General features: G+C 67.8%; 17 protein-coding genes and 2 tRNA genes. 6 read left to right on the plus strand and 13 right to left on the minus strand.

Features of this window, described 5'->3' with window-relative positions; all coding sequences use genetic code 11:
* Positions 1-28 precede the first annotated feature (28 nt).
* The 3 genes from ACHMXB_RS11215 to ACHMXB_RS11225 form a co-directional block, all read right to left on the minus strand.
* On the minus strand, positions 29-1,600 hold the full coding sequence (locus ACHMXB_RS11215; protein WP_395398406.1) for a Na+/H+ antiporter: 1,572 nt from the start codon (positions 1,598-1,600) through the stop codon (positions 29-31).
* A 199-nt stretch (positions 1,601-1,799) separates the two neighbouring features.
* Positions 1,800-2,459 (minus strand): NAD(P)H-binding protein, encoded by a 660-nt coding sequence (locus ACHMXB_RS11220; RefSeq protein WP_395398407.1) that lies wholly within the window; start codon positions 2,457-2,459, stop codon positions 1,800-1,802.
* Between the two features lie 75 nt (positions 2,460-2,534).
* Positions 2,535-3,107 (minus strand): dihydrofolate reductase family protein, encoded by a 573-nt coding sequence (locus ACHMXB_RS11225; protein ID WP_395398408.1) that lies wholly within the window; start codon positions 3,105-3,107, stop codon positions 2,535-2,537.
* A gap of 218 nt (positions 3,108-3,325) precedes the next feature.
* Here ACHMXB_RS11225 and ACHMXB_RS11230 point away from each other — a divergent pair, with 218 nt between their 5' ends.
* Positions 3,326-4,081 carry an HNH endonuclease family protein gene (locus ACHMXB_RS11230; protein WP_395398409.1) on the plus strand — a complete coding sequence of 252 codons (756 nt, stop codon included), beginning with the start codon at positions 3,326-3,328 and terminating at the stop codon, positions 4,079-4,081.
* A gap of 143 nt (positions 4,082-4,224) precedes the next feature.
* Here ACHMXB_RS11230 and ACHMXB_RS11235 read toward each other — a convergent pair.
* The 4 genes from ACHMXB_RS11235 to ACHMXB_RS11250 all read right to left on the minus strand — a co-directional run bounded on the left by ACHMXB_RS11235 (position 4,225) and on the right by ACHMXB_RS11250 (position 7,969).
* Positions 4,225-4,298: transfer RNA gene (locus ACHMXB_RS11235), tRNA-Met, on the minus strand.
* A 61-nt stretch (positions 4,299-4,359) separates the two neighbouring features.
* Positions 4,360-4,431: transfer RNA gene (locus ACHMXB_RS11240), tRNA-Thr, on the minus strand.
* A 283-nt stretch (positions 4,432-4,714) separates the two neighbouring features.
* The gene (locus tag ACHMXB_RS11245; protein ID WP_395398410.1) at positions 4,715-6,811 is read right to left on the minus strand and encodes a DEAD/DEAH box helicase; all 2,097 of its coding nucleotides are present in this window, start codon (positions 6,809-6,811) and stop codon (positions 4,715-4,717) included.
* Between the two features lie 504 nt (positions 6,812-7,315).
* Positions 7,316-7,969 carry an MOSC domain-containing protein gene (locus ACHMXB_RS11250; RefSeq protein ID WP_395398411.1) on the minus strand — a complete coding sequence of 218 codons (654 nt, stop codon included), beginning with the start codon at positions 7,967-7,969 and terminating at the stop codon, positions 7,316-7,318.
* A 244-nt stretch (positions 7,970-8,213) separates the two neighbouring features.
* Here ACHMXB_RS11250 and ACHMXB_RS11255 point away from each other — a divergent pair, with 244 nt between their 5' ends.
* The 5 genes from ACHMXB_RS11255 to ACHMXB_RS11275 are packed head-to-tail and all read left to right on the plus strand — an operon-like array spanning position 8,214 to position 14,695.
* Positions 8,214-8,939: a Tat pathway signal protein gene (locus ACHMXB_RS11255; protein WP_395405236.1), complete on the plus strand. Its 726-nt coding sequence runs from the start codon at positions 8,214-8,216 to the stop codon at positions 8,937-8,939.
* Between the two features lie 2 nt (positions 8,940-8,941).
* Entirely contained in the window at positions 8,942-10,162 is a 1,221-nt protein-coding gene (locus tag ACHMXB_RS11260; RefSeq protein ID WP_395398412.1) for a glutathionylspermidine synthase family protein, read from the plus strand.
* Positions 10,159-11,682, plus strand: a complete 1,524-nt coding sequence (locus ACHMXB_RS11265; protein ID WP_395398413.1) for an APC family permease — start codon at positions 10,159-10,161, stop codon at positions 11,680-11,682. Before ACHMXB_RS11260 ends, ACHMXB_RS11265 begins: the two co-directional genes overlap by 4 nt.
* A gap of 22 nt (positions 11,683-11,704) precedes the next feature.
* A complete protein-coding gene (locus ACHMXB_RS11270; RefSeq protein WP_395398414.1) occupies positions 11,705-12,937 on the plus strand; it encodes an acyl-CoA dehydrogenase family protein in 1,233 nt (410 codons plus the stop codon).
* Positions 12,938-12,988: 51 nt separating this feature from the next.
* Positions 12,989-14,695, plus strand: a complete 1,707-nt coding sequence (locus ACHMXB_RS11275; protein ID WP_395398415.1) for a phospholipase D family protein — start codon at positions 12,989-12,991, stop codon at positions 14,693-14,695.
* A gap of 59 nt (positions 14,696-14,754) precedes the next feature.
* On the opposite strand, the gene ACHMXB_RS11280 is transcribed toward ACHMXB_RS11275, so the two are convergent.
* From ACHMXB_RS11280 to ACHMXB_RS11305, 6 genes are all read right to left on the minus strand, one after another.
* Positions 14,755-15,498 (minus strand): SDR family oxidoreductase, encoded by a 744-nt coding sequence (locus tag ACHMXB_RS11280; RefSeq protein ID WP_395398416.1) that lies wholly within the window; start codon positions 15,496-15,498, stop codon positions 14,755-14,757.
* A complete protein-coding gene (locus ACHMXB_RS11285; RefSeq protein WP_395398417.1) occupies positions 15,495-16,868 on the minus strand; it encodes a glycosyltransferase 87 family protein in 1,374 nt (457 codons plus the stop codon). Before ACHMXB_RS11285 ends, ACHMXB_RS11280 begins: the two co-directional genes overlap by 4 nt.
* A gap of 92 nt (positions 16,869-16,960) precedes the next feature.
* Complete coding sequence (locus ACHMXB_RS11290) at positions 16,961-18,406, minus strand: MFS transporter (protein ID WP_395398418.1); 1,446 nt, start codon at positions 18,404-18,406, stop codon at positions 16,961-16,963.
* Positions 18,403-18,963 (minus strand): winged helix-turn-helix transcriptional regulator, encoded by a 561-nt coding sequence (locus tag ACHMXB_RS11295; RefSeq protein ID WP_395398419.1) that lies wholly within the window; start codon positions 18,961-18,963, stop codon positions 18,403-18,405. Before ACHMXB_RS11295 ends, ACHMXB_RS11290 begins: the two co-directional genes overlap by 4 nt.
* A 47-nt stretch (positions 18,964-19,010) precedes the next feature.
* The gene (locus tag ACHMXB_RS11300) at positions 19,011-20,357 is read right to left on the minus strand and encodes a glycosyltransferase 87 family protein (protein WP_395398420.1); all 1,347 of its coding nucleotides are present in this window, start codon (positions 20,355-20,357) and stop codon (positions 19,011-19,013) included.
* Entirely contained in the window at positions 20,354-21,517 is a 1,164-nt protein-coding gene (locus ACHMXB_RS11305) for a cystathionine gamma-synthase (protein WP_395398421.1), read from the minus strand. Before ACHMXB_RS11305 ends, ACHMXB_RS11300 begins: the two co-directional genes overlap by 4 nt.

The following is a 21,517-nucleotide window of genomic DNA, read 5'->3' on the forward strand; positions in this document are numbered from 1 at the left end:
AGGGCCCCAACTGTACGTTCGCGCTGTTCTACTCCGGCATGATCATGGTCCGCAGGTCGAGCTGGCGCAGCACCCTGTCCGCCACCTCGGGGTCCATGTCCGGTTCACTGCGGGCCGCGACGACTTCCTGCCGCGCGGCATCCAGCGCGATGGTCTGGACCGCGATGGCCAGCTCCCTGCCCCGCTCACGCTTCTCGGCCAGGCTCTCGTTACGGAGGCTGCCGTCCAGCAGTTCGGCATGGAGCCGGGTCATCTTCTCCTTCACCAGCGCCACCTTCTCCGGCGGGAGCTCCTTCATGAGCTCGTTGTCCTTCAGCGCAGCGACGGCGGCCGCCTGCGCACGGCGGGCCAGGAGCCGGGCGGCGTCGCGCTCCTCGGTTCCGTCCTGGGACGCATTCAGGACCTTCATGAGCCACGGCAGGGTCAGCCCCGGCAGCACCAGCGTGGCCAGCAGCACCGCGCAGGCGATGACCAGCAGTTCATCCCGGGCCGGGAACGGCGTGCCGTCCGCGAGGGTCAGGGGCAGTGCCAGCGCAAGGGCCAGGGTGGCGAGGCCGCGCATGCCGCACCAGGTCAGGATCAGGACCTCCTTCGCGGAGGTCGGCTGCAGCAGGTTCTTCCGTTTGCGGGCGGACACGGCCAGCAGTCCCAGCCAGCCGAACCGGACGGCGAACACCAGGACGCAGACCACGACGGCGGTTCCCACCATGCCGAAGATTGCTCCGCCCTCCGCATGGATCACGTCCTGGATCTCGAGCCCCACGAGACCGAAAGCAAGCCCTGTCACCAGGAGTTCCACCACGTCCCAGAAGGCTGTCCGGGTGACCCGCTCCGCGGCGTCCTGCGGGCGGGTGTGTCGCTGCATCTCCAGGGCGGTGACCACAACGGCGATGACGCCGGAGGCGTGGAATTCCTCAGCCAGGATATAGGCGGCAAAAGGCACCACCAGGGTCACGGCGCTGCGGGCCACCATAGCGGCCACGAGCCGCGTGATCAGCGATGTCAGCCAGCCCATGGCGATGCCGACCACGACGGCAAGCGCCGCCCCCACGACGAACTTGAGGACGACGTCGGGCCCTACCCGTGTACCGCCGACGGCGGCCGCAACAGCTGCCTGGAAGATGACGATGGCGGCGGCGTCATTGAAGAGCCCTTCGCTCTGCAGCACCGTGATCAGCCGCCGGGGCATGTGCACACGGCCGGCAACGGACTCCACCGCCACAGGGTCAGGCGGGGCCACCATGGCTCCGAGCGCGATGGCGGCGGGGATCCCGATCCCCGGAATCATGAGCCAGGCGGCGCCGGCGACCACCGCGGTGGAGATGACCACCAGGGCCACCGCGAGCATGATGAGCGTGCGCCACCGGACCCGGAAGACGGCCCACGAGCTCCGCTGTGCCGTGGCGAACAGCAGCGGCGGCAGGAAGATCGGCAGGATCAGCTCCGGCGGGATCTCGACGTCCGGGAAGCCCGGGATGAAGGTCAGCGCCACGGCCAGCAGCAGCATCAGGACCGGATAGGGCAGCCGCAGCCGGTCCCCGAGGCCTACGGCCACCACCGTGGCGAGCAGGAGCCCGATGATGAGTGCCAGCTGGTCCATGTGCCCACTTTCCCCGGAGTGCGCCGCGCCTCTGGACGGAGGGCGGCCGTGCCTTTCAACCCTACGGGAACACTGGGGGCGCGAACGTACACTTGTGGCCCTCAACGGCCCCTCTCCGGGGGCCACAACTGTACGTTCGCGCTGTGCCCTAGCGCTGTGCCTCGTCAGCTGTGCTGCTCGCCGCCGGGCTACCCCAGGGCTACTGCAGGGCGTCCAGCGCGGCCGCGACCGGCTCGGTGCCGTCGCGAAATTCGATGGTCCTGCCGGCAGTTTCCGGCCGATCGAGCACCGCGGCGGCGACGACGGCCACATTGGCGCGCGAGGTGTGCGTGCCGTTGCCGGCGTCCTCGGGGTTCACGTCGATCAGCCCGTTCCCCGGCCCCTCGGTCAGGGAGCCCGGCCCCAGGATGGTCCATTCGAGGTTGGTGCCGCGGAGGTACTCGTCGGCGGCTGCCTTGGCCTCGGCGTACGCGTGGAAGCTGTGGCCCTCGGGAACCCCGTGGTCCGGGCCTGCGCCAAAGTAGGACACCATCACATAGCGCCCGACGCCGGCCTCCGCGGCCGCGTCCATGGAACGGATGGCGGCGTCCCGATCCACCGCGTACGTGCGCGCCGGGTTCCCTCCCCCGGCGCCGGCTGACCAGACCACAGCGTCGTGGTCCCGGAGCGCGGCGGCGATGTCCGCCGTCGTCGAGTTTTCAACGTCAAGGACCGACGGCGATGCCCCCGTGGCGGCGACGTCGGCCGCATGGTCCGGGTTGCGGATGAAGGACGTGACGCTGTGCCCCTGTTCCGTGAGGAGGGCGGACAGTTTCAGGGCCACCTTGCCGTGGCCGCCGATGATTGCGATGCGGGTCATGTCCCCATTGTGTCCCACCCAGGGGCCACGGGTGCCCGCCGCAGGCCATCGGCCCGCCCCTCTGCATCCAACGGGTCAGTCCGTCCGGTTGGCGTAGCGGAGGAACACCGTGCCGTTGCCGAACCGCCGCTCCTCGAGCAGCTCAAGCCGGAGGCGGACGTCGTCCGGGAGGAAGCGCTTGCCGCCGCCCACCGCCACAGGCGAGAGGAACATCTGGAACTCGTCCACCAACCCGGCCCGGATGGCCGCCGCGGCGAGCTCCGCGCCGCCCACCGCCAGGTCCTGGCTGGCCTCTGCCTTGAGCCGTCCGACGGCATCGGCGCTGAAGTCCCGCTCGATCCTGGTCCTGGCGGTGGTCACGTCCTGCAGGGTGCGGGAGAAGACCACCTTGTCTGCTGCCTTCCAGAGGTCGGCGAAGTCGCGGATGTAAGCGGGCAGTTCGGCGATCTCGCCGAAGTCCTCCGGGTGCTCCCAGGCGGCCATCACCTCATACATCCGGCGGCCGAGCAGGTGGGTTCCCGCCGGCCGCATCTGCTCGTTGACGAAGGAATGGACCTCGGCGTCCGGCTCGGCAAAGTCGAAGTTGCCGTCCCGGTCCGCGATGTACCCGTCGAGGGACAGAAGTCCGGAGTAGATCAGTTTGGCCATGCCGGCTCCTCTTGTCCGCCTGCCTGTTTGTGTGCCTCCCGCAGCAGTCCGACCTTAGGTTCGTGCCGCCCGAAAGACAACGGTTGCGCTGATTTTGGCGGCAGTCGCAGCATTCCCACAGGATTGCGTCAAGACCTGATCAAGGATCCGATGCTCCCGTATTCCGGCTGCCATGCTGGTTGATGCATCAAGCAATCCGTACCGTTCCAGGAATGTTCATGGGGGGAATCATGCCGCTAGGCACGTTCAATCACACAGGCCCGTTCAAACAGGCCCGACGCCGGGCGGTTGCCGTCACTGCGTCCATCACGTCCGGCCTTTGGGTCCGGTCGCTTTCCGCGACCGCCGTGGCCGCCGGCCTGCTGCTCACCGGCCTGGCCGTCCCCGCCGAAGCTGCCACGTACTATTCCGCACCGCTGCGCACCGCTGCCCGCGCCCTCGCGGTGTCTGCAGAGAACAACGCCGGCTACGACCGGACCCGCTATTTCGGCAACTGGCTGGACACCAACCGTGACTGCCAGAACACCCGGGCGGAGGTCCTGCTGCAGGAGGCAAAAGTCGGCGCGACATACACCACCACGCGCCACTGCACCGTGCGCACGGCCCAATGGATCACCAGGTGGGACAACCGTACGCACACCCTGGCGTCGGCCGTGGAGATCGACCACACCGTGCCCGTCCACGAGGCGTGGGGCTCAGGTGCCCGCTACTGGTCTCAGGCTCGCCGGGTGGCGTTCTACAACGACCTCGGCGACTACAGGTCCCTGAACGCCCAGACAGCGGCCCTGAACTCGGCCAAGCAGGCAAAGGGCCCGGAGGCCTGGATGCCGCCGGCCAACCGCTGCGAGTACGTCGGCAACTGGATCGCGGTGAAGATCCGCTGGGGCCTGCGGGTGGACAGCGCCGAGAAGGCAGCCCTGATCCGCTACGCCGACTCCTGCCCGAACGTGCGCATCAGCGTCACCAAGGTTTAGGCCTGCGCGGGAGCCCCGCAGCAGAATAGCCCCGCAGCAGGAAGCCCCGCGTTGCCGAAAGGCAGCGCGGGGCTTTTTTGTGGGCCGGTGCTGTTGAAACAAAAGCAGGCCAGGGGCTGAATGCCTCTGGCCTGCAGATTCTGTAGCGGTGGGGAGGCTCGATCTCCCGACCTCACGATTATGAGTCGTGCGCTCTAACCAACTGAGCTACACCGCCATGAATGAGAAAAACCCGTGCCAAGCCGGTCAAGACCGCCTTGACACAGGCCCTCATTCAGAGCCCCCCACCGGAATCGATCCGGTGACCTCGTTCTTACCAAGAACGCGCTCTACCACTGAGCTAGGGGGGCAACGAGTAAATACTCTACCCGAAGATTTCGCACTCAACAAATCGGCGGCTGAACCGGGTCCGCAGGGCCGAAAAAGCCAGGAAACACAGGCTCGGAGCGCTCCGCGGGCCCCCTCCGGATGCTTCGTCAGGACCTTTCCGGACCCGGATGTGACGAAGGAAACACGGGGCCAGGTGGAGCGGCCTTTAAATAAAAACAGGCCGGCTGATCAGCCGGCCTGTTTCTATTCGGATGCGGAATTCACCGCAGCGTCATCATCGCGGGAATTATCGCGATGAGGTGACTACCACTTGCCCTTGCGGTTGAAGTCGCGGTGGCCGCCCTCGTTGCCGTGGCGCGGCTTGCGCGAGCCGTCGCCGTGGCCGCCGAACCGGGAGTCGCTCGACTGGCTGCGGTCACCGAAGGAACGTTCGGAACGCTCGCTGTACGAACGGCCGCCGCGGTCAGCCGAGGAACGCTCGCCGTCGTTCTTGCGGAACTCCTTCTTGAAACCGCCGCCGCCCTTGAAGTTGCCGCCGCGGTCGCCGCCACGGTTGCCCTGGTAGCCGCCGCGGTCACCGGAAGGCTTGCGGCCGGAGTCCAGTTCGAGGTGGATCAGCTCGCCGCCGATCCGTGTGCGGGACAGGGCCTTCAGCTGATCGGGGCTCAGGTCGGCCGGCAGCTCGACGAGCGAGTGGTCCGAGCGGATGTCGATGCCGCCGATCTGCGACGACGAAATGCCGCCCTCGTTGGCGATGGCGCCCACGATGGAACCCGGCATGACGCGCTGGCGGCGTCCGACGGCGATCCGGTAGGTGGCATTGCCCTCAGTGAGCGCACGGGTCGGGCCCCGTGAGCCGAAACCGTCCTTGGACCGTTCGCGCTTCTGGTACTCCGGAGCAGCAGGCAGCTCCTTGACCAGCAGCGGCTGGCCTCCCTGAGCCATCACGGCCAGTGCCGCAGCGATTTCTGCTGCCGGCACGTTGTGCTCTTCCTCGTAAGAGGCGATGAGGTCGCGGAATGCCGCCACGTCTTCGGACTCGAGCGTCTCGGTGATGCGCTCGGCGAACTTCCCCAGACGCAGGGTGTTGACGGTCTCAGCGGTGGGAAGGTGCATCTGCTCCACCGGCTGGCGCGTGGCCTTCTCGATTGAACGCAGCAGGTACTTCTCGCGCGGAGTCATGAACAGGATCGCGTCGCCGGAACGGCCGGCACGGCCGGTGCGGCCGATACGGTGCACGTAGGACTCGGTGTCGTGCGGGATGTCGTAGTTGACCACGTGGCTGATTCGCTCGACGTCCAGGCCGCGGGCGGCGACGTCGGTGGCAACCAGGATGTCGATGCGGCCTTCCTTGAGCGCATCAACGGTGCGTTCGCGCTGCTGCTGCGGGATGTCGCCGTTGATGGCGGCAGCCTGGAAGCCGCGGGCGCGCAGCTTGTCGGCGAGGTCCTCGGTGGCCATCTTGGTGCGAACGAACGCGATGACGCCGTCGAACTCTTCGACCTCAAGGATGCGGGTCATGGCGTCGAGCTTGTGCGGGCCCATGACCTGCAGGTAGCGCTGGCGGGTGTTGGCGCCGGTGGTGGTCTTGGACTTCACCGAGATCTCGGCCGGGTTGTTCAGGTACTGCTTGGACATCCGGCGGATCTGGCTCGGCATGGTGGCGGAGAACAGTGCCACCTGTCGGTCCGACGGGGTCTGCTGGAAGATCTGTTCCACGTCTTCGGCGAAGCCCATGCGGAGCATTTCGTCGGCCTCGTCCAGCACCAGGTACTGGAGCTCGGACAGGTCCAGGGAGCCCTTGGCAATGTGGTCGATCACTCTGCCGGGAGTACCGACGACAACCTGTGCACCGCGGCGCAGGCCGGCGAGCTGGGGGCCGTAGGCGGAGCCGCCGTAAACGGGGAGGACAGTAAAGTCATCGATGTGCTTGGCGTACGAGGTGAAGGCCTCGGCAACCTGGAGCGCGAGCTCGCGGGTCGGGGCGAGAACCAGGGCCTGCGTCTTGCGGGACGGGCCGTTGAGGTCGTGGAGCTCGGCCAGGCGGGACAGTGCCGGTACTGCGAATGCTGCAGTCTTACCGGTGCCGGTCTGGGCGAGGCCCACGACGTCGCGGCCTTCGAGCAGCAGGGGGATGGTTGCTGCCTGGATCGGGGAAGGCTTTTCGTAGCCGACGTCCTGCAGGGCGGCCAGCACGCGGCCGTCGATGCCGAGGTCGGCGAACTTCACGCCTTCTTCGTCGTCTTCATCGGCCTTGGCAGCGGGGGTCTCAGCGGCTGGGGCTGGGGCTGCGGCCTCGGCGGCGGGGACAGCAGCCTCGGTGAATTCAACATTCGCGGTTTCGGCGGTTGCCGTGTCGGCGGCGTCGATGTTCTGGGCGTCGTCGTGATTTTCGGGCATAGGGAAATGTTCCTCATCCATAGGGGGCCAGGCGGCACAACCCGAGGTGAGCGGAGCCGCAGTACATGTGCCGTGGGGGCCGGGCATACATTGACCGGCCGGTCACGTAGAAGTCCGGCGCTTTCGCAATCCCGTGGCAGGACTTCACACTGCATCTCTTGGCTGCTATCCCAGCAGTCTGTACAGCGTTTTCTTCAGCCGGCTCTCCCTATGAAACTGCCCGCATCACATTTGCGGGCCCCAACACTTGCCAGTCCTGCCTCAAAAATTGGGCAGGAATAAGGGATTTCCGGAGTGGGGGATATTTCTAGTGTAGGGCATGACCCCGCATGCGGACGAACCGAGGGGCCCGCAGGGTCGGTGAGCTTGCGCACAGGCGGCATTTCTGCCCCGGTTTCCGCGGCAACCGTGTCCCGCGCCCGCGCCGGCTCAGGGGGCATTCCAGTCAGACCCGGCCAAAGTGGTGCAGAACTGCGGCCGGCCAGGCGGGCCAGCTTTTGTGTACTAGCGGCCGACGCGGCGGAGCATCTTCTCGAACCGGTCGTGGTACTCGGGCTGCAGCCGGATCTCGCCGTCGGCCTCGGCGTCGCGCAGGGCCTCGATGGCGTCGACGTCGGGCTCGCTGAACCAGCGGCCGACGGTCACTCCATGCTTGGGCACGAAGAGGCGGTGGATGTGGTCGCCGGCCTGTACGGAGCCGGTCTTGGTGACGCGCAGGTAGGCGCCCACGCGGCCTGCCTGCGTGAAGCGCTTGACCCACTGGGCTTCGTCCATGCGCCGCTGGAAGGTCGCACACGGAACGCGCGGCGAGGTGACCTCAACTTCAACATCCAGCCCGATCCGCCAACGTTCACCGATGACGGCGCCCGTGGTTTCGATCCCTGCGACGCGCAGGTTCTCCCCGAAGATCCCCGGCGGCAGTTCGCGCTGCAGCTCGCCGGTCCAGTAGTCGGCGTCGGCCTGGGAGTAAGCGTAGAGTGCCTGGTCCTCTCCCCCGTGGTGGAGGCGGCTGGCCTGGATGTCGGCGTGCAAACCGAGCTTGTGCACCTTCACCGGCCCGTCCACGGGCCGCTTGTCGATGGCGGTGACGCCCACGCTTCCCTCGTCCGGAAGGAGCTGGTGGACTCGGCAAACGGCAAGAAGAGTGGCTGTGTGCATGGCATTAGTCTAGGTTCCCGGCCTGACCAGCGCTTTTGGTGGTTTCGAGGGACCGCTTTGCGAGGAAATTTATTCACCGCAGCACCTTCCAGCCACTAGGCTTGCTGCAGTGTTTACCGGCCGGACGGACAGCCGGTTCCGCCCGCCGTGGCCACGCGTTCGGGCCGCCAACAGCACCCGTGTTCAACAGCACCAGTGTCCAGCAGCACCCGTATTAATCAGCATGGAGCAGCAGAGGGGAACCATGGACCCGGAGAAGGACCCGAGCAAGGACGCTCACGGGAGCCGGAGCGACGACGTGCCCGGCGGGGACGGCCCGTCCGGCGGCCAGTCGGGCGGCCCGGCCAAGCCGCCGCCATGGCAGCTGCCCAAGCCTGACCTCCACCCCGAGCTGCTGACCCCCGGCACGCCGGGACAGGAAAGCCCCGGAAAGCAAGGGACGGGGAAGGCCCGCAAGGGAACCGCAGGCGCACAAAAACAGGGCGCAGGCGACCACGGCTCCGGAAACCAGAACCCACCCGGCTTTCCCCAGCCCAGCCCCATCTTCGACCCGTTCGCCCGTGACCGCGAGCGCGACGCCGCAGCACGGAAGAAGCGGTCGCAGCGCCGCACGGTGGTGGTGGGCCTCGGCGTCACGGCGCTCCTGGCCGGCACCATCACGGCGATCGTGGCCAGCAACGAGCAGGACCCCGACTACGCCCAGGTCTGCTTCAACGAGGAAACGGGTGAGCGGGTCGAGGACACCCAGTGCAACAGCTCGGCCGGGCGAGGCGGGGCCCTCTATGCCTGGTACTTCTATGCGCGCGGTGCCAGCGTCCCGGGCATCGGCCAGAACCGGACGGCCTACCCGAACTTCACCAGGACGGTGCCGCAGGGGGCCAAGACGTCCACGGGTTACAGCAGCAAGGGCGGCACAGTCAGCAGGGGCGGCTTCGGCAGCAGCTCCAAGGGCGGAAGCACGGGAGGCTAGTGGTGAAGCGGTTACTTTCGGAGCCCCGGCCGGACTGGAAGCAGAAAATCGAGGAGCAGGGCCTGGTGTTTTCCACCACCACCCTGCCCGGCGGCAAGAAGATCGAGTACTGGAACGAGGCCGCGTACTACGAATTCACCATGGACGAGGTGGAGGCACTCGAGGTCACAGCCGAGGACATGCACAGAATGTGCCTGGAGGCTGCGAAGTTCCTGGCCACGGGTGCCATGGGCCCGATCGGTATCGGTCCGCAGGCTCTTGAACTGGCCGCAGAGTCGCTGCAGGCCGGCGACGTGGACATCTACGGCCGCTTCGACTTCATCTATGACGGCCAGGGCGGCCCCGCCAAGATGCTCGAGTACAACGCGGACACGCCCACCGGTCTCATCGAGGCGGCCGTGGCCCAGTGGTTCTGGCTGCAGGACGTCTTCCCGGAGAAGGACCAGTGGAACGGGATCCACGAGGCCCTGATCCGGCAGTGGAAGAAGCTGCAGTACCGCACGGGGATGAGCACGCTGCACGTGGCCCACTCCGAAGCCGAGGAATCGGGTGAGGACTGGATGACGGCCGCCTACATGCGGGACGTGGCCGGCCAGGCCGGGTGGACCACCATCGGCATCAACATGTCGGACATCGGCTGGGACCCCAACCTCAAGCGCTTCGTGGACATGGACAACTTCATGATCAGCACCATCTTCAAGCTGTATCCGTGGGAGCTGATGATGAAGGAGCCCTTCGGCCACCGCCTGCTGCAGCGCTCCCATAATCCCCGCTGGGTGGAGCCGGCCTGGAAAATGCTCCTGTCCAACAAGGCGCTCCTGGCCGCCCTCTGGCATCTCTACCCGGACCATCCGAACCTGCTGCCCGCCTACCTCAATGATCCGGGCCCGCTGCGGGAGTGGGTGGCCAAGCCGCTGCACGGCCGCGAGGGCGACAACATCCGGATCCACGCGGAGGGCATCAGCCTGGAGAAGCCCGGCGGATACGGCCGCGAAGGCTGGTGCTACCAGCAGTACCACTCCCTCCCCGACTTCGACGGCAACCACCCCGTCCTGGGCCTGTGGGTGGTGGACGGTGAATCGGTGGGCTGCGGCATCCGCGAGTCCGACGGGCCGGTCACCGACTACTTCTGCCGCTTCGTCCCGAACACCATTGACGCGCCGGCGCCCCTGAGCGCCCAGGCGGCACAGGCCAACGCGAACAAGGCAGGTATAGCTTTATGAGAACCCGAACGACGACGGCCGCCGGCGGCGCCGGGGGCCAGCCCGCCGGTGCCGTCCCCAGCAAGGGGCTCCGCGCCGGGATCCTGGACCTCGGCGACTCGGTAATGCTGGGCCTCGCCTCCACCGCGCCGGTGTACTCGCTGGCCGCGACCCTGGGGCTGATCGTGGCCGTCAACGGTAACTACACCCCGCTGATCCTGGTCCTGGGCTTCATTCCCGTGCTGTTCATCGCCTACGCCTTCCGCGAGCTCAACAGCGCCATGCCGGACTGCGGCACCACATTCATCTGGGCCCGCCGCGCCTTCGGCCCCTGGGCGGGATGGCTGGGCGGCTGGGGCGTGGCCCTGGCCGGCGTCGTCGTCCTGGCCAACCTGGCGCAGGTGGCGGGGCAGTACCTTTGGCTCCTCATCGGTGACGGGTCCCTGGCGGGGAACAAGGCGGTGGTGACGGCCACCGGCGTCGTTTTCATCGCCTTCATGACCCTAGTCAACTACCGCGGGATCCGGCTGGGTGAGCACGTCCAGCGCACCCTGACGTACGTGCAGTACATTTCGCTGGGCATCTTCGCCGTGGCGATCATCCTGCGAATAGCGGGCCTGACCGGCGGGGCGCCGGCGGGCCAGCCGTTCGACGTCGAATGGTTCAACCCGGCCGGGGCGTTCGCCGATCCCGGCGCAGTGGTCCACGGCATCCTGCTGGCCCTGTTCATCTACTGGGGCTGGGACACCTGTCTGGCGGTGAACGAGGAGACCGAGAACCCGGCCACCACCCCGGGCCGCGGGGCAGTGATCTCGGCGTTCGTGCTGGTGGCCATCTACGTCTCGGTGGCCTTGCTGGTAATGATGTACGCGTCCGTGGGAACAGAGGGAATCGGGCTGGCCAACGCCGAGAACCAGGACGACGTGTTCCTGGCGATGAAGGACGTGGTGCTGGGTCCGTGGGGCTGGCTGATTGTGGTGGCGGTGCTGGCATCCGTGCTCTCCTCCACCCAGACCACCATCTTGCCCACCGCCCGCGGCACGCTTTCCATGGGCGTGCACCGGGCCCTGCCGCCGAAGTTCGGCGAGGTCCACGAGCGCAACCAGACGCCGGGCTTCTCCACCCAGGTGATGGGCGCCGCCGCTGTCGTGTACTACGTGGCCATGAGTTTCCTCAGCGAGAACCTGCTGTCCGATTCGATCAGCTCCATCAGCCTGTTCATCGCCTTCTACTATTCCCTCACCGGCTTTGCCTGCACCTGGTACTTCCGGAACACCCTGCGTGAGTCCGCCCGTAACCTGTGGTTCCGCGGCATCCTTCCGCTGTTCGGGGCCCTGCTGCTGACCGCGGCATTCTTCGTGTCGGCGGCGCAGATGTGGGATCCGGCCTACGGGAATACGCAGATCTTCGGCGTGGGCGGGGCCTTTGTCAGCGGCGTCGTACTGCTGGCCCTGGGCGTGGTGCTGGCCGCGGTCTGCCGGTTCCTGCCGTCAACCCGTGAGTACTTCGTGGGCCGGAAGCAGGTTCCCGCAGGAAAATAGGCCGGGCACGTAGGATGCTGCAATGAGCAACGACGCCGGCAATGACGCCCTTGATCCTGCGGAAGCCACGGCCGAGTACGGGCTCCCGGACCCTTCGGATGTCCTGGCACTGGATTCCCTGCTGTCCCTCGATGAGCTGGCCCTGCGCCAGCGGATCCGGGACTTCACGGACCAGCAGATCCGCCCCGAGATCGCGGACTGGTACGACCAGGGTGTCTTCCCCCTGCACCTGCCCGCGCAGCTGGGCGAGCTGGGCGTCCTGGGCATGCACCTGGAGGGCTACGGCTGCCCCGGCCGGTCCGCCGTCGAGTACGGCCTGGCCGCCATGGAGCTGGAGGCCGGCGATTCCGGAATCCGCACGTTCGTTTCGGTCCAGGGGTCGCTGGCGATGAGCGCCATCCACAAATGGGGCTCCGAGGACCAGAAACAGGAGTGGCTCCCCCGGATGGCCGCCGGTGAGGTGATCGGCTGCTTCGCTCTGACCGAGCCGACGGCGGGCTCGGACCCGTCGTCGATGACCACAACAGCGCGGCGGGACGGATCCGGCGATGACGCCGGCTGGGTCCTGGACGGCGCCAAGCGCTGGATCGGGCTCGCCTCCGTGGCCGACGTGATGGTGGTGTGGGCGAAAACCGACGACGGCGTCCGCGGCTTCCTCGTGCCCGCCGGCACGGCGGGCGTGACCGCCACCCCGATCGGGCGGAAACTGTCCATGCGCGCCTCCATCCAGTGCGATGTGACGTTCGACGGCGTCCGGCTGGGTCCGGAGGCACTGCTGCCGGGTGCCCGTGGACTGAGCGGCCCCTTCAGCTGCCTGAATGAGGCCCGGTACGGCATCGCCTGGGGTGCCATGGGCGCCGCCCGGGACTCCTATGAGGCGGCGCTGAGGTACTCGATGGAGCGGCTGCAGTTCGGCAAGCCGCTGGCCGGTTACCAACTGGCCCAGGAGAAGCTCGTCAACATGCTGCTCGAGGTCCAGAAGGGCACCATGCTCGCACTGCACCTGGGCCGGCTCAAGGACTCTGGCCATCTCCGGCCTGAGCAGATCTCGCTGGCCAAGCTGAACAACGTCCGCGAAGCCATCAAGGTGGCGCGGGAAGCCCGGACCATCCTGGGCGGCAACGGCATCACGCTGGACCATTCGCCACTGCGGCACGCCGCCAACCTCGAGTCGGTGCGCACCTACGAAGGGACGGACGAGGTGCACACCCTGATTCTGGGCCAGCACATCACGGGGCTCCCGGCGTTCCGCTGAGGCGCTGTCTAGCTCTCGCCCCGGCCGCATGGCCGGGAGCATACTGGGCACATGGCTGACGCTGACGATCCCCCGGCCCCAGTAAGGACCGGGGACCAACGGGTGGACAGCAGCGCCAGCGCCTGGTTCTTGAATGGCGCTGAGCGGGGGAATGCCGCCACCGACGTGCACGCGGGTGGTGGCGAATCGCCATCGTGGTCGGAGGGCAACCTCGTGCGGCCCCTCATTCACGGGGCCACTTACTTCGCCCGGTTATTTGAGGAACTGTCGGCCCTGGATCCGGGAGACCGCGTGTGGTTCACCGACTGGCGTGGCGATGCCGACGAGCGGCTGACGGCCGATGGACCGACCATCGGTGAGTTGCTGGCGCGGTTGGCCCGGGCCGGAGTGGAAGTGCGTGGCCTGATTTGGCGATCCCACGGCGAGCGCGTGTCGGCCCCGATGAGCTGGCGGTCCAACGAGCTCCTCAGCCGCCAGATCAACGACGCCGGCGGGGAGGTGCTGCTGGACCAGCGGGTGCGCCTCTTCGGCTGCCACCACCAGAAGCTGGTCGTCATCCGCCGGCGGCACGACCCGTCGCGGGACGTCGCATTCGTGGGCGGGATCGACCTTTCCCACAGCCGCCGGGACGACGCCGATCACGAAGGGGACCCGCAGGCGGTGGCCATGGATTCCCGGTACGGAAAAACGCCACCGTGGCACGATGCCGCGCTCGAACTCCGTGGCCCGGTTGTGGCAGATGTGCTGGAATTGTTCGCCGAACGGTGGAACGACCCCCATCCCCTGGACCGCCGGACACCATACCGGATGCTGCTGCAACGCCTGGCCGATATGCCCCGGCACCCCGAACCGCTTCCGGCCACTGCGCCGCCCCCGCCCCCTGCGGGACCTCATGCCGTGCAGCTGCTGCGTACTTACGGCATGAAGCATCCACCGTTCCCGTTCGCACCTGGCGGTGAGCGGAGCATCGCCCGGGCCTACACGAAAGCCTTCGCCCGGGCCCGCTCGCTGATCTACATCGAGGACCAGTACCTGTGGTCTGAAGAGGTCGCAGCCGGAATCGCGACGGCCCTCGAAAACAACCCCGAGTTGAACGTGATCGCCGTCGTGCCGCGCTACCCGGACTCTGACGGCATTCTCGGAGGGCCGCCCAAGCGGGTCGGGCAGATCCGTGCCATCAGCAGGATGCGGAGTGTTGCGCCCGACAGGGTTGGCGTGTTTGATCTGGAAAACCGCGCCGGGACCCCGATCTATGTCCATGCCAAGATCTGCATCATCGACGACGCCTGGTTCACCTGCGGATCGGACAACTTCAACCGTCGATCCTGGACCACCGACAGCGAGCTCACCTGCGCCGTCATCGACACCACTGCCAGTCATCCGGAACCGCCCAGTACAGAGACCAGGACAGAGACCAGTACAGACACCGGGCAAGGGGCAAACACGGTCCCCGGAGATTCCCGGCCGTTGGCCTGCGGGCTGCGGCTCCAGCTCTGGGCGGAACACCTGGGCCTGGACGAGGATGACCCCCAGCTCCACGCCCCGGCGGCCGGGCTGAAACTCTGGAACGCCGCGGCCGACGCTCTGGACCATTGGCACGCAACCGGCCGCCGGGCGCCCCGCCCCAAGGGACATGTACGCCACCATATTCCTGAGCCCGTGCCGCCCCTTCAGCGTCTCTGGGCAGGCGCCGCAAACCGTCTCATAGTGGACCCTGACGGCCGCCCCCGCCGGATGCGCGGCACTACCCCGTTCTAGCGGGCAAGACGCAGTCCCGTGGCCAGGACCTGGCCATCCCCAAGGGGGCGCCGAAAGCGTCAGGCGGAGAACCCGGCGTCAGCCTTAATGAGCTGACCGGACACCCAGCGGCCCGCCGGGGACAGCAGGAAAGCCACGGTTCCCGCGACGTCGGCCGGAGTGCCCAGCCGCCCGCCAGGCTGGCGCCGGGCCAGCTCGTCACGGAGCGGGCCATCCATCCAGCCCGTGTCTACGGGACCGGGGTTCAGCACATTGGCGCTGATGCCCAGTGGTCCGAGCTCGCGCGCCGCGGCGATGACAATCCGGTCCAGTGCACCCTTGGACGCGCCGTACGGCAGGTTGAACGCTGTGTGGTCACTGGTGAGCGCGACGACCGCGCCGCTGTCGTCCGCTACCTGCTGTGCAAAGGCGCGAATCAGCTGCCAGCTGGCCCGCGTGTTCACGGCGAAGTGCCGCTCGAAGCTTTCGAGGGTGGTGTCCAGAATCCCGGAGTCGACGGATTCGGCGTGGCTGAGCACCATCCCGTGCAGAGTTCCAGCCTGCGCGGCCACTTCCGCCATCAGCCGGCCCACGGCGTCCGGATCCTGAAAATCGGCGGGCAGCGCCACCACCTTGGAGCCGGCGGCCTCCAGTTCCCCGGTGAGCCGGCCGACGTCGTCCGGCTGGATTCCCCAGGGCATCCGGGCGTCGTAGTCCTGCCAGTAGGTCAGCACCAGGTCCCAGCCGTCGGCGGCCAACTGCCGAGCGATCCCTGCGCCGATTCCGGCGAGGCGCCCGACGCCGGTGACCAGTGCGGTGCTCACTCCGCCAGCTCCGCCACAGCATCGCGGCGGAGAACCACGAGCCAGCACACCATGATGGCGAGCGCACAGAACACACCGGCGCTGGACGCCATGATCCACGGCACTGGCGTCTGCAGGTCAAGGTTTTCGGCCCCCAGGGCCGTGCCGATGGTCTTCGGCGAGAACAGGAACACCGCCGTGGACACGCCCAGCACGGCCCCCATCACCCGGCGCTGCAGCATGTACCGCTGAGGCGTTTCGCGCAGCGTCCAGGCGAATGCCGGAAGCACCGCGGCCATCCAGACCCAGTGGTGCGACCACGAGACGGGGCTGATCAGGAGCATGGTGAGCGCCGTGGCGGACATGGCCACCACCCTTGCGCCCTGGCTGCTGGCCACCCTGATGAGAGCGGCGCCCAGACCCACAACGAGCAGGCTCAGGACCAGCCAGGGCACGTTCACTGCGTCCGCCGGAACTCCGAAGTGGAGCAGCGCTCCCTTGATGGAAAGGTTGTCCACATAGCCGGCGCCGCCGATCCGGGACGTGTCGGGAAGAATTTCCAGCCAGAAGCTGAGGGACTCGGCGGGGCGGAGCAGCCAGCCGAGCAGCACGGTGAACGCGAAGCCGGCGCACATGTTCAGCAGGCCGCGCCAGTCCTTCCGCATCAGGAAATACAGGCCGAAGACCAGGGGTGTCAGCTTGATTCCCGCGGCGACACCCACCAGGAAACCGCTGCCGGGCAGGCCATTCCGCCAGCGGGGGCTGCGGGCCAGCAGGTCCGCCGTCATCAGCCCCAGCAGGAGGATGTTGATCTGGCCGAAGGCCAGGGTTTCGCGCCAAGGCCCAAGATTGAGGACGGCCAGAAAAAGCACGACGGCGCCGAGCCGGTTGAGCGCGGACCGGAAGGTCAGCGAAGCGAAAGTGCTGCGCCAGCTTGGCTTGCTGTTCCAGTAGCGGACGCCGAGCGCTGCCACCCAGGCGGCCACAGCAACGCCGGCGGTGTTGAACAGCATCAGCGCGGTGGCCTGCGGGAGTTTCGCGAGCAGGCTGAAGAGCAGCGCCGCGAACGGCGGATAGGTGAAGGGCAGTTCCGGGCCGCCGGCCCAGTTGACTGTGGGTTGGTAGAGGCCCGACGGCGCCGTGCCGGCGTCGTTGAGGATCTTGCCGCCGTACCAGTAGACGCTGAAGTCCAGGCCCTTCTCGTCCCAGGCGTCCAGCCGGGAGGCGACGAAGACGGCGGCGGCGAGCACCGCCAAGAGGACCGCCAGTTCGGCGGCGGCCAGTGCGGTCCGGCGCAGCCGCGGTTCGGAGGCCTGATCCCACCCCTGGCCGGGGAGTCCGTGGGCGCCCTCAGGCCTGTCGTTCTTTGTTCGGGCAGTGAGCAGTGCCATTCAGTGTCCCCCAGCTGTAGTCCGGCAATATGCGCCTCCGGGACGCGTAGCGCGTTCTGCCGCAAGAGCCGGCGCCGCCGCGGGCGCCCCGCTTAGTCTACTGAAGCCGCGGCCACCGCTGCGGGCTTCCGTCGCCCGGCGTCTTTGCGGATGGTGGCGCTGATCACCGCGGCGATCGTGCACATCGCGGCGGCACCGAACCACGCGTAGGTGTAGTGGCCGGTGGCGTCCCGGATGGCTCCGGCGGCCAGGGCAGCCGCGGCGGCGCCGAGCTGATGGGCGGCAAACACCCAGCCGAACACCACGCTGCCGTCGGCGCCGAACACCTGGCGGCAGATCGCGGCGGTCGGCGGCACGGTGGCCACCCAGTCCAGGCCGTAGATCACCACGAACACGATCATGCTGGGCTGGACCGAGGAGCCCAGCAGCAGCGGCAGCACCAGGAGCCCGATCCCGCGGAACTGGTAGTACACGGCGAGCAGGATCCGGGGGTTGAACCGGTCGGTCAGCCAGCCGGAAGCGATGGTGCCCAGGATGTCGAAGATCCCGACGACGGCGAGCAGGCCGGCAGCCGTCGTTTCCGGCATGCCGTGGTCATGGGCGGAGGGGATGAAGTGCGTGCCGATCAGCCCGTTCGTCGTGGCGCCGCAGATCGCGAACCCGGCAGCGAGCGCCCAGAAGGTGCGGTTTTTACTGGCGCTCCGCAGCACCAGCAGTGCGCGGACGGCTGCATTGCGGCGGGGTTCCGCAGCCTCCGGGACAGCGGCTGAAGGGGCGCCGGACGGTTCCTCTGCCCCGTAAGGCAACGCCCCGACGTCGGCCGGTGAGTTTTTCAGGAACTTCAGCACCAGCGGAACCACGGCCAGCGCCCCCGCGGCGATGAGCAGCGAGGCCTGGCGCCAGCCCGGGTCCTGGGCGAGCATCGCGATGAACGGCAGGAAGACCAGCTGGCCGGCGGCGCTGCCTGCGGTCAGGATGCCGATCACCAGGCCGCGGCTCTTGGTGAACCAGGTGTTGGCGATGGTCGCCGCGAACACCAGCGCCATCGAACCGGTGCCCAGGCCGATGAGCAGGCCCCAGGTGAGGAGGATCTGCCAGGACTGGTTGACGAGTACTGTGAGGGCGCTGCCGGCGCCGATCAGCCCGAGGGCGACGGCGGTGACAGCCCGGATGCCGAACCGTTCCATGAGGGCCGCGGCGAACGGGGCCGTGAGCCCGAACAGCACCAGGTTGATGCTGACTGCGGCCGACAGCACGGTGGTGGACCAGCCGAACTCCTGCTGCAGCGGCACCATGAGCACGCCGGGCGCGGCACGGAACCCGGCGGCCCCAACGAGCGCCAGGAACGCCACCGCGGCCACGGCCCAGGCCGGATGCAGGCGCCTACGTTTCTTCGGCCCCTTCGCTGGAGTCTTCTGTCCGTCCTCTGGCTTCTTAAACCCCTCCTCGGCAGGAGTTTTTGTCCAGATATCGTCCTCTACTGGCCCTCCAGGGCGCGATATCTGGACAAAAACTCCGGGGTCCTCGGGGGTGGTCATGCGGCCGTTCCTTCGTCTTCGCCGCTTTGAACGCGGTTGGTGGGTGTGTTGGCGGTTGTCTCGGGTTGCCGGGGCGCCGTCGCCAGCGGGACCGGCTCTTCGCTGCGGGTCAGGCTGTGCCAGCTGGTGTTGTCCGCGGTAAGCCGTTCACCGCATTCGGTGCAGGTGTCCGCGGATCCCGTGCGTTGCCCGCACGTTGCGTGGACCACGTACATGTGCGCTTGCTCCGACGGCGCCTGCAGGTGCTTTTCGGACCAGATCACGACGGCGTTGAGCACCGGCAGGGCGTCCTCGCCTTTGGCCGTGAGGACGTATTCCTGTCGGGTGCGTCCGCCGTCGTCGTAGGGCTGTTTTGCCAGCAGGCCGGCCTCCATGAGGGAGGCGAGCCGCCGGGTGAGGACCGAGTCGGCCACCTGGAGGCGCGTTTTCATCGCGTCGAAGCGGCCGTTGCCGAAGAAGACCTCGCGAAGGACCAGCATGCCCCAGGGGTCGCCGAAAATGTCGAGGCCGCGGGCCATGCTGCAGTTGCGCTGGGACCAGTCGGAGCGGAGAGCCATGCTGCGACCCTAGCTGACTTTCTTGAAGAAAGCTAGCGCCCGGCGGCCTAGGGCTGCCGGCCCTGCCGACCCGTCCCTGTCCGCGAGGGCCGGTATGCGGCGGCCCAGTAGACCAGGAGCGCCACGCCGCACAGCACGCCCAGGCTGGAGACCATGAGCGGCCATTGCGTCTGCGGATTCACGCCCCAAACCTCTGCGCCGGCCGCCATCGCGAGGTCCTTGGGCGCAAGGTAGAAGGCCACGGCCGAAGCCGCCACCACCAGCCAGCCGGCCAGCCGCATCAGCCCGGTCCTGGAGGGGACGCGGTGCATGGCGAAGGCCATGGACGGCAGTGCCACCGCGATCCACACCCAGTGGTGGGACCACGAGACGGGGCTGACCAGGAGCATGAGCACTGCGGTCGCGGACACCGCCACGAAGTTTTCCTCCACGGCCACCGCCCACCTGATCACCAAAGCGGTAAGCCCGGCCAGGGCCAGTGCCAGCACCAGCCACAGCAGGCTGGTAAACCCCGAGTCCGGAAGCCCGGTGTGGAGCAGCAGCCCCTTCAGCGACAGGTTGTCCACGTATCCCGGATCGCCAATGCGCCCGGTGTTGGGCAGGATCTCCGTCCAGAAGGTCACCGAGGCGTGGGGCAGTGCGGCCCAGGCCACGGCGATGGTGCCGAGGAAGCCGGCCGCCATCCAGCCCAGGGCCTTGAAATCTCGGCGCACCAGGAAATACAGGCCAAACGCCAGCGGTGTCAGCTTGATGCCGGCAGCGACGCCGATCAGGAGGCCGGCAGGCCAGCGGATCTGACCCGCGCGCGATTTCCCGTGCAGCGCGAAGTCGGCCAGGATCAGGCCCATCAGGATGATGTTGATCTGCCCGAACACGAAGGTGTCACGCCACGGCCCCAGCAGCACGATCGCCCCGGTTCCGGCCAGGGCCACCGTCCGGAACCGCCAGTCCGCAAAGGCGTCCCGCCAGCGGGTCAAGCCGAAGTAGTGCCGGGCGAGCCAGGCGGAAACCACCGCGGCCCCGCCCAGCGCGGCCCAGATGAAGAGCTGCCCGCTTTGGCCCAGGCTCATGGTGGCCAGGCCGGCGAACAGCAGAGCGGCAAACGGCGGATAGGTGAACGGCAGGCCGTCCCGGGGCGCGTACAGCTCGCTGATGCCGGCCTCGCCGGCCTGCAGCACCTTGGTGCCGCCGTAGTAATAGACCTCGAAGTCGTTCATGGCCGGGGCGTACCCGGCGTACAGCCACACCAAAGCGAGGACGACGGCGGCTGCACCGCCCGCCGTCGCCAGCCAGCCGAGGAAAACCCGACGCGCCTTGCCGTGGCTGCCGGTCCCGGGCCGGCCGGCATCCTGCCGGGTGCCGGCACCTTCCTGCGTCTGCGGGGAGGCCGTCACTGGATGTGAGTGAAGGCTTGCTCAAGGTCGGCGATGAGGTCCTCGACGTCCTCGATGCCGCAGGAGAGCCTGATGAGGTTCACGGGGACGGCCAGCTCGGTGCCCTTGACCGAGGCGTGGGTCATCTCGGACGGGTAGTTCATCAGCGACTCGATGCCCCCGAGTGATTCGGCCAGGGTGAAGACCGACGTCGATTCGGCCACCTTCCGGGCAGCTGCCTCACCGCCCTTGAACTGCACGGAGATCATGCCGCCGAACTTCTTCATCTGCTTCTTGGCCAGCTCGTGGCCGGGGTGCGAGGGCAGTCCGGGGTACAGGACCGCTTCCACCTCGGGGCGTTCAAGGAGCCATTCGGCAACGGCCTGGGCGTTGTCGCTGTGCCGGTCCATGCGCACGCCCAGGGTCTTGAGCCCGCGCGTGGTGAGGAACGCGTCCATCGGGCCGGAGACGGCGCCCACGGCGAACTGCACGAAGCCGATCTTCTCGGCCAGCTCGGCGTCCTTGACCACGATGGCGCCGCCCACCACGTCGGAGTGGCCGCCGATGTACTTCGTGGTGGAGTGCACCACGACGTCGGCACCCAGGTCGAGCGGGGTCTGCAGGTAGGGCGACGCAAAGGTGTTGTCGACGATCAGGAGGGCCCCGGCGTCGTGCGCCACCTTGGCAAGCGCCTCAATGTCGGTGATCTTCATCATCGGGTTGGACGGGGTCTCCACCCACACGAAGCGGGTCTTGTTGCCGGCAACCGCGGCCTGAACCGCGTCGAGATCGGCCATGTCCACCGGGGTGTTGCCGATCCCCCATTCGCCCAACACGCGGCTGATCAGCCGGTAGGTGCCACCGTAGGCGTCGTTGCCGAGCACGATGTGGTCGCCGGGCCGCATCAGGGCACGAATGAGGGAATCCTCGGCGGCGAGCCCCGAGCTGAAGGAGTAGGCGTGCGTGCCTCGCTCCAGCGCCGCGAGCTGCTCCTGCAGGGCGTCGCGGGTGGGGTTGGTGCCGCGGCCGTATTCGTAGCCGTCGCGCAGCCCGCCGATGCCGTCCTGGGCATAGGTCGAGCTGAAGTGCAGCGGCGGAACGACGGCGCCGGTGCGCGGCTCGAAAGCCTGGCCGGCGTGCACCGCGCGGGTGTTGAATCCTTGGTTCTCAGTGACAGACAT

This window comes from Arthrobacter sp. UC242_113, assembly GCF_044054585.1.
Lineage (GTDB): Bacteria > Actinomycetota > Actinomycetes > Actinomycetales > Micrococcaceae > Arthrobacter.

Bases quoted from the DNA above. Each gene is read 5' to 3' on its own strand.
- ACHMXB_RS11220 (WP_395398407.1), bottom strand. From the start codon at position 2,459: ATGACCCGCATCGCAATCATCGGCGGCCACGGCAAGGTGGCCCTGAAA.
- ACHMXB_RS11285 (WP_395398417.1), bottom strand. From the start codon at position 16,868: ATGGCACTGCTCACTGCCCGAACAAAGAACGACAGGCCTGAGGGCGCC.
- ACHMXB_RS11245 (WP_395398410.1), bottom strand. From the start codon at position 6,811: ATGCCCGAAAATCACGACGACGCCCAGAACATCGACGCCGCCGACACG.
- ACHMXB_RS11225 (WP_395398408.1), bottom strand. From the start codon at position 3,107: ATGGCCAAACTGATCTACTCCGGACTTCTGTCCCTCGACGGGTACATC.
- ACHMXB_RS11290 (WP_395398418.1), bottom strand. From the start codon at position 18,406: ATGACCACCCCCGAGGACCCCGGAGTTTTTGTCCAGATATCGCGCCCT.
- ACHMXB_RS11305 (WP_395398421.1), bottom strand. From the start codon at position 21,517: ATGTCTGTCACTGAGAACCAAGGATTCAACACCCGCGCGGTGCACGCC.
- ACHMXB_RS11275 (WP_395398415.1), top strand. From the start codon at position 12,989: ATGGCTGACGCTGACGATCCCCCGGCCCCAGTAAGGACCGGGGACCAA.
- ACHMXB_RS11270 (WP_395398414.1), top strand. From the start codon at position 11,705: ATGAGCAACGACGCCGGCAATGACGCCCTTGATCCTGCGGAAGCCACG.
- ACHMXB_RS11230 (WP_395398409.1), top strand. From the start codon at position 3,326: ATGGGGGGAATCATGCCGCTAGGCACGTTCAATCACACAGGCCCGTTC.
- ACHMXB_RS11265 (WP_395398413.1), top strand. From the start codon at position 10,159: ATGAGAACCCGAACGACGACGGCCGCCGGCGGCGCCGGGGGCCAGCCC.
- ACHMXB_RS11215 (WP_395398406.1), bottom strand. From the start codon at position 1,600: ATGGACCAGCTGGCACTCATCATCGGGCTCCTGCTCGCCACGGTGGTG.
- ACHMXB_RS11250 (WP_395398411.1), bottom strand. From the start codon at position 7,969: ATGCACACAGCCACTCTTCTTGCCGTTTGCCGAGTCCACCAGCTCCTT.
- ACHMXB_RS11295 (WP_395398419.1), bottom strand. From the start codon at position 18,963: ATGGCTCTCCGCTCCGACTGGTCCCAGCGCAACTGCAGCATGGCCCGC.
- ACHMXB_RS11255 (WP_395405236.1), top strand. From the start codon at position 8,214: ATGGACCCGGAGAAGGACCCGAGCAAGGACGCTCACGGGAGCCGGAGC.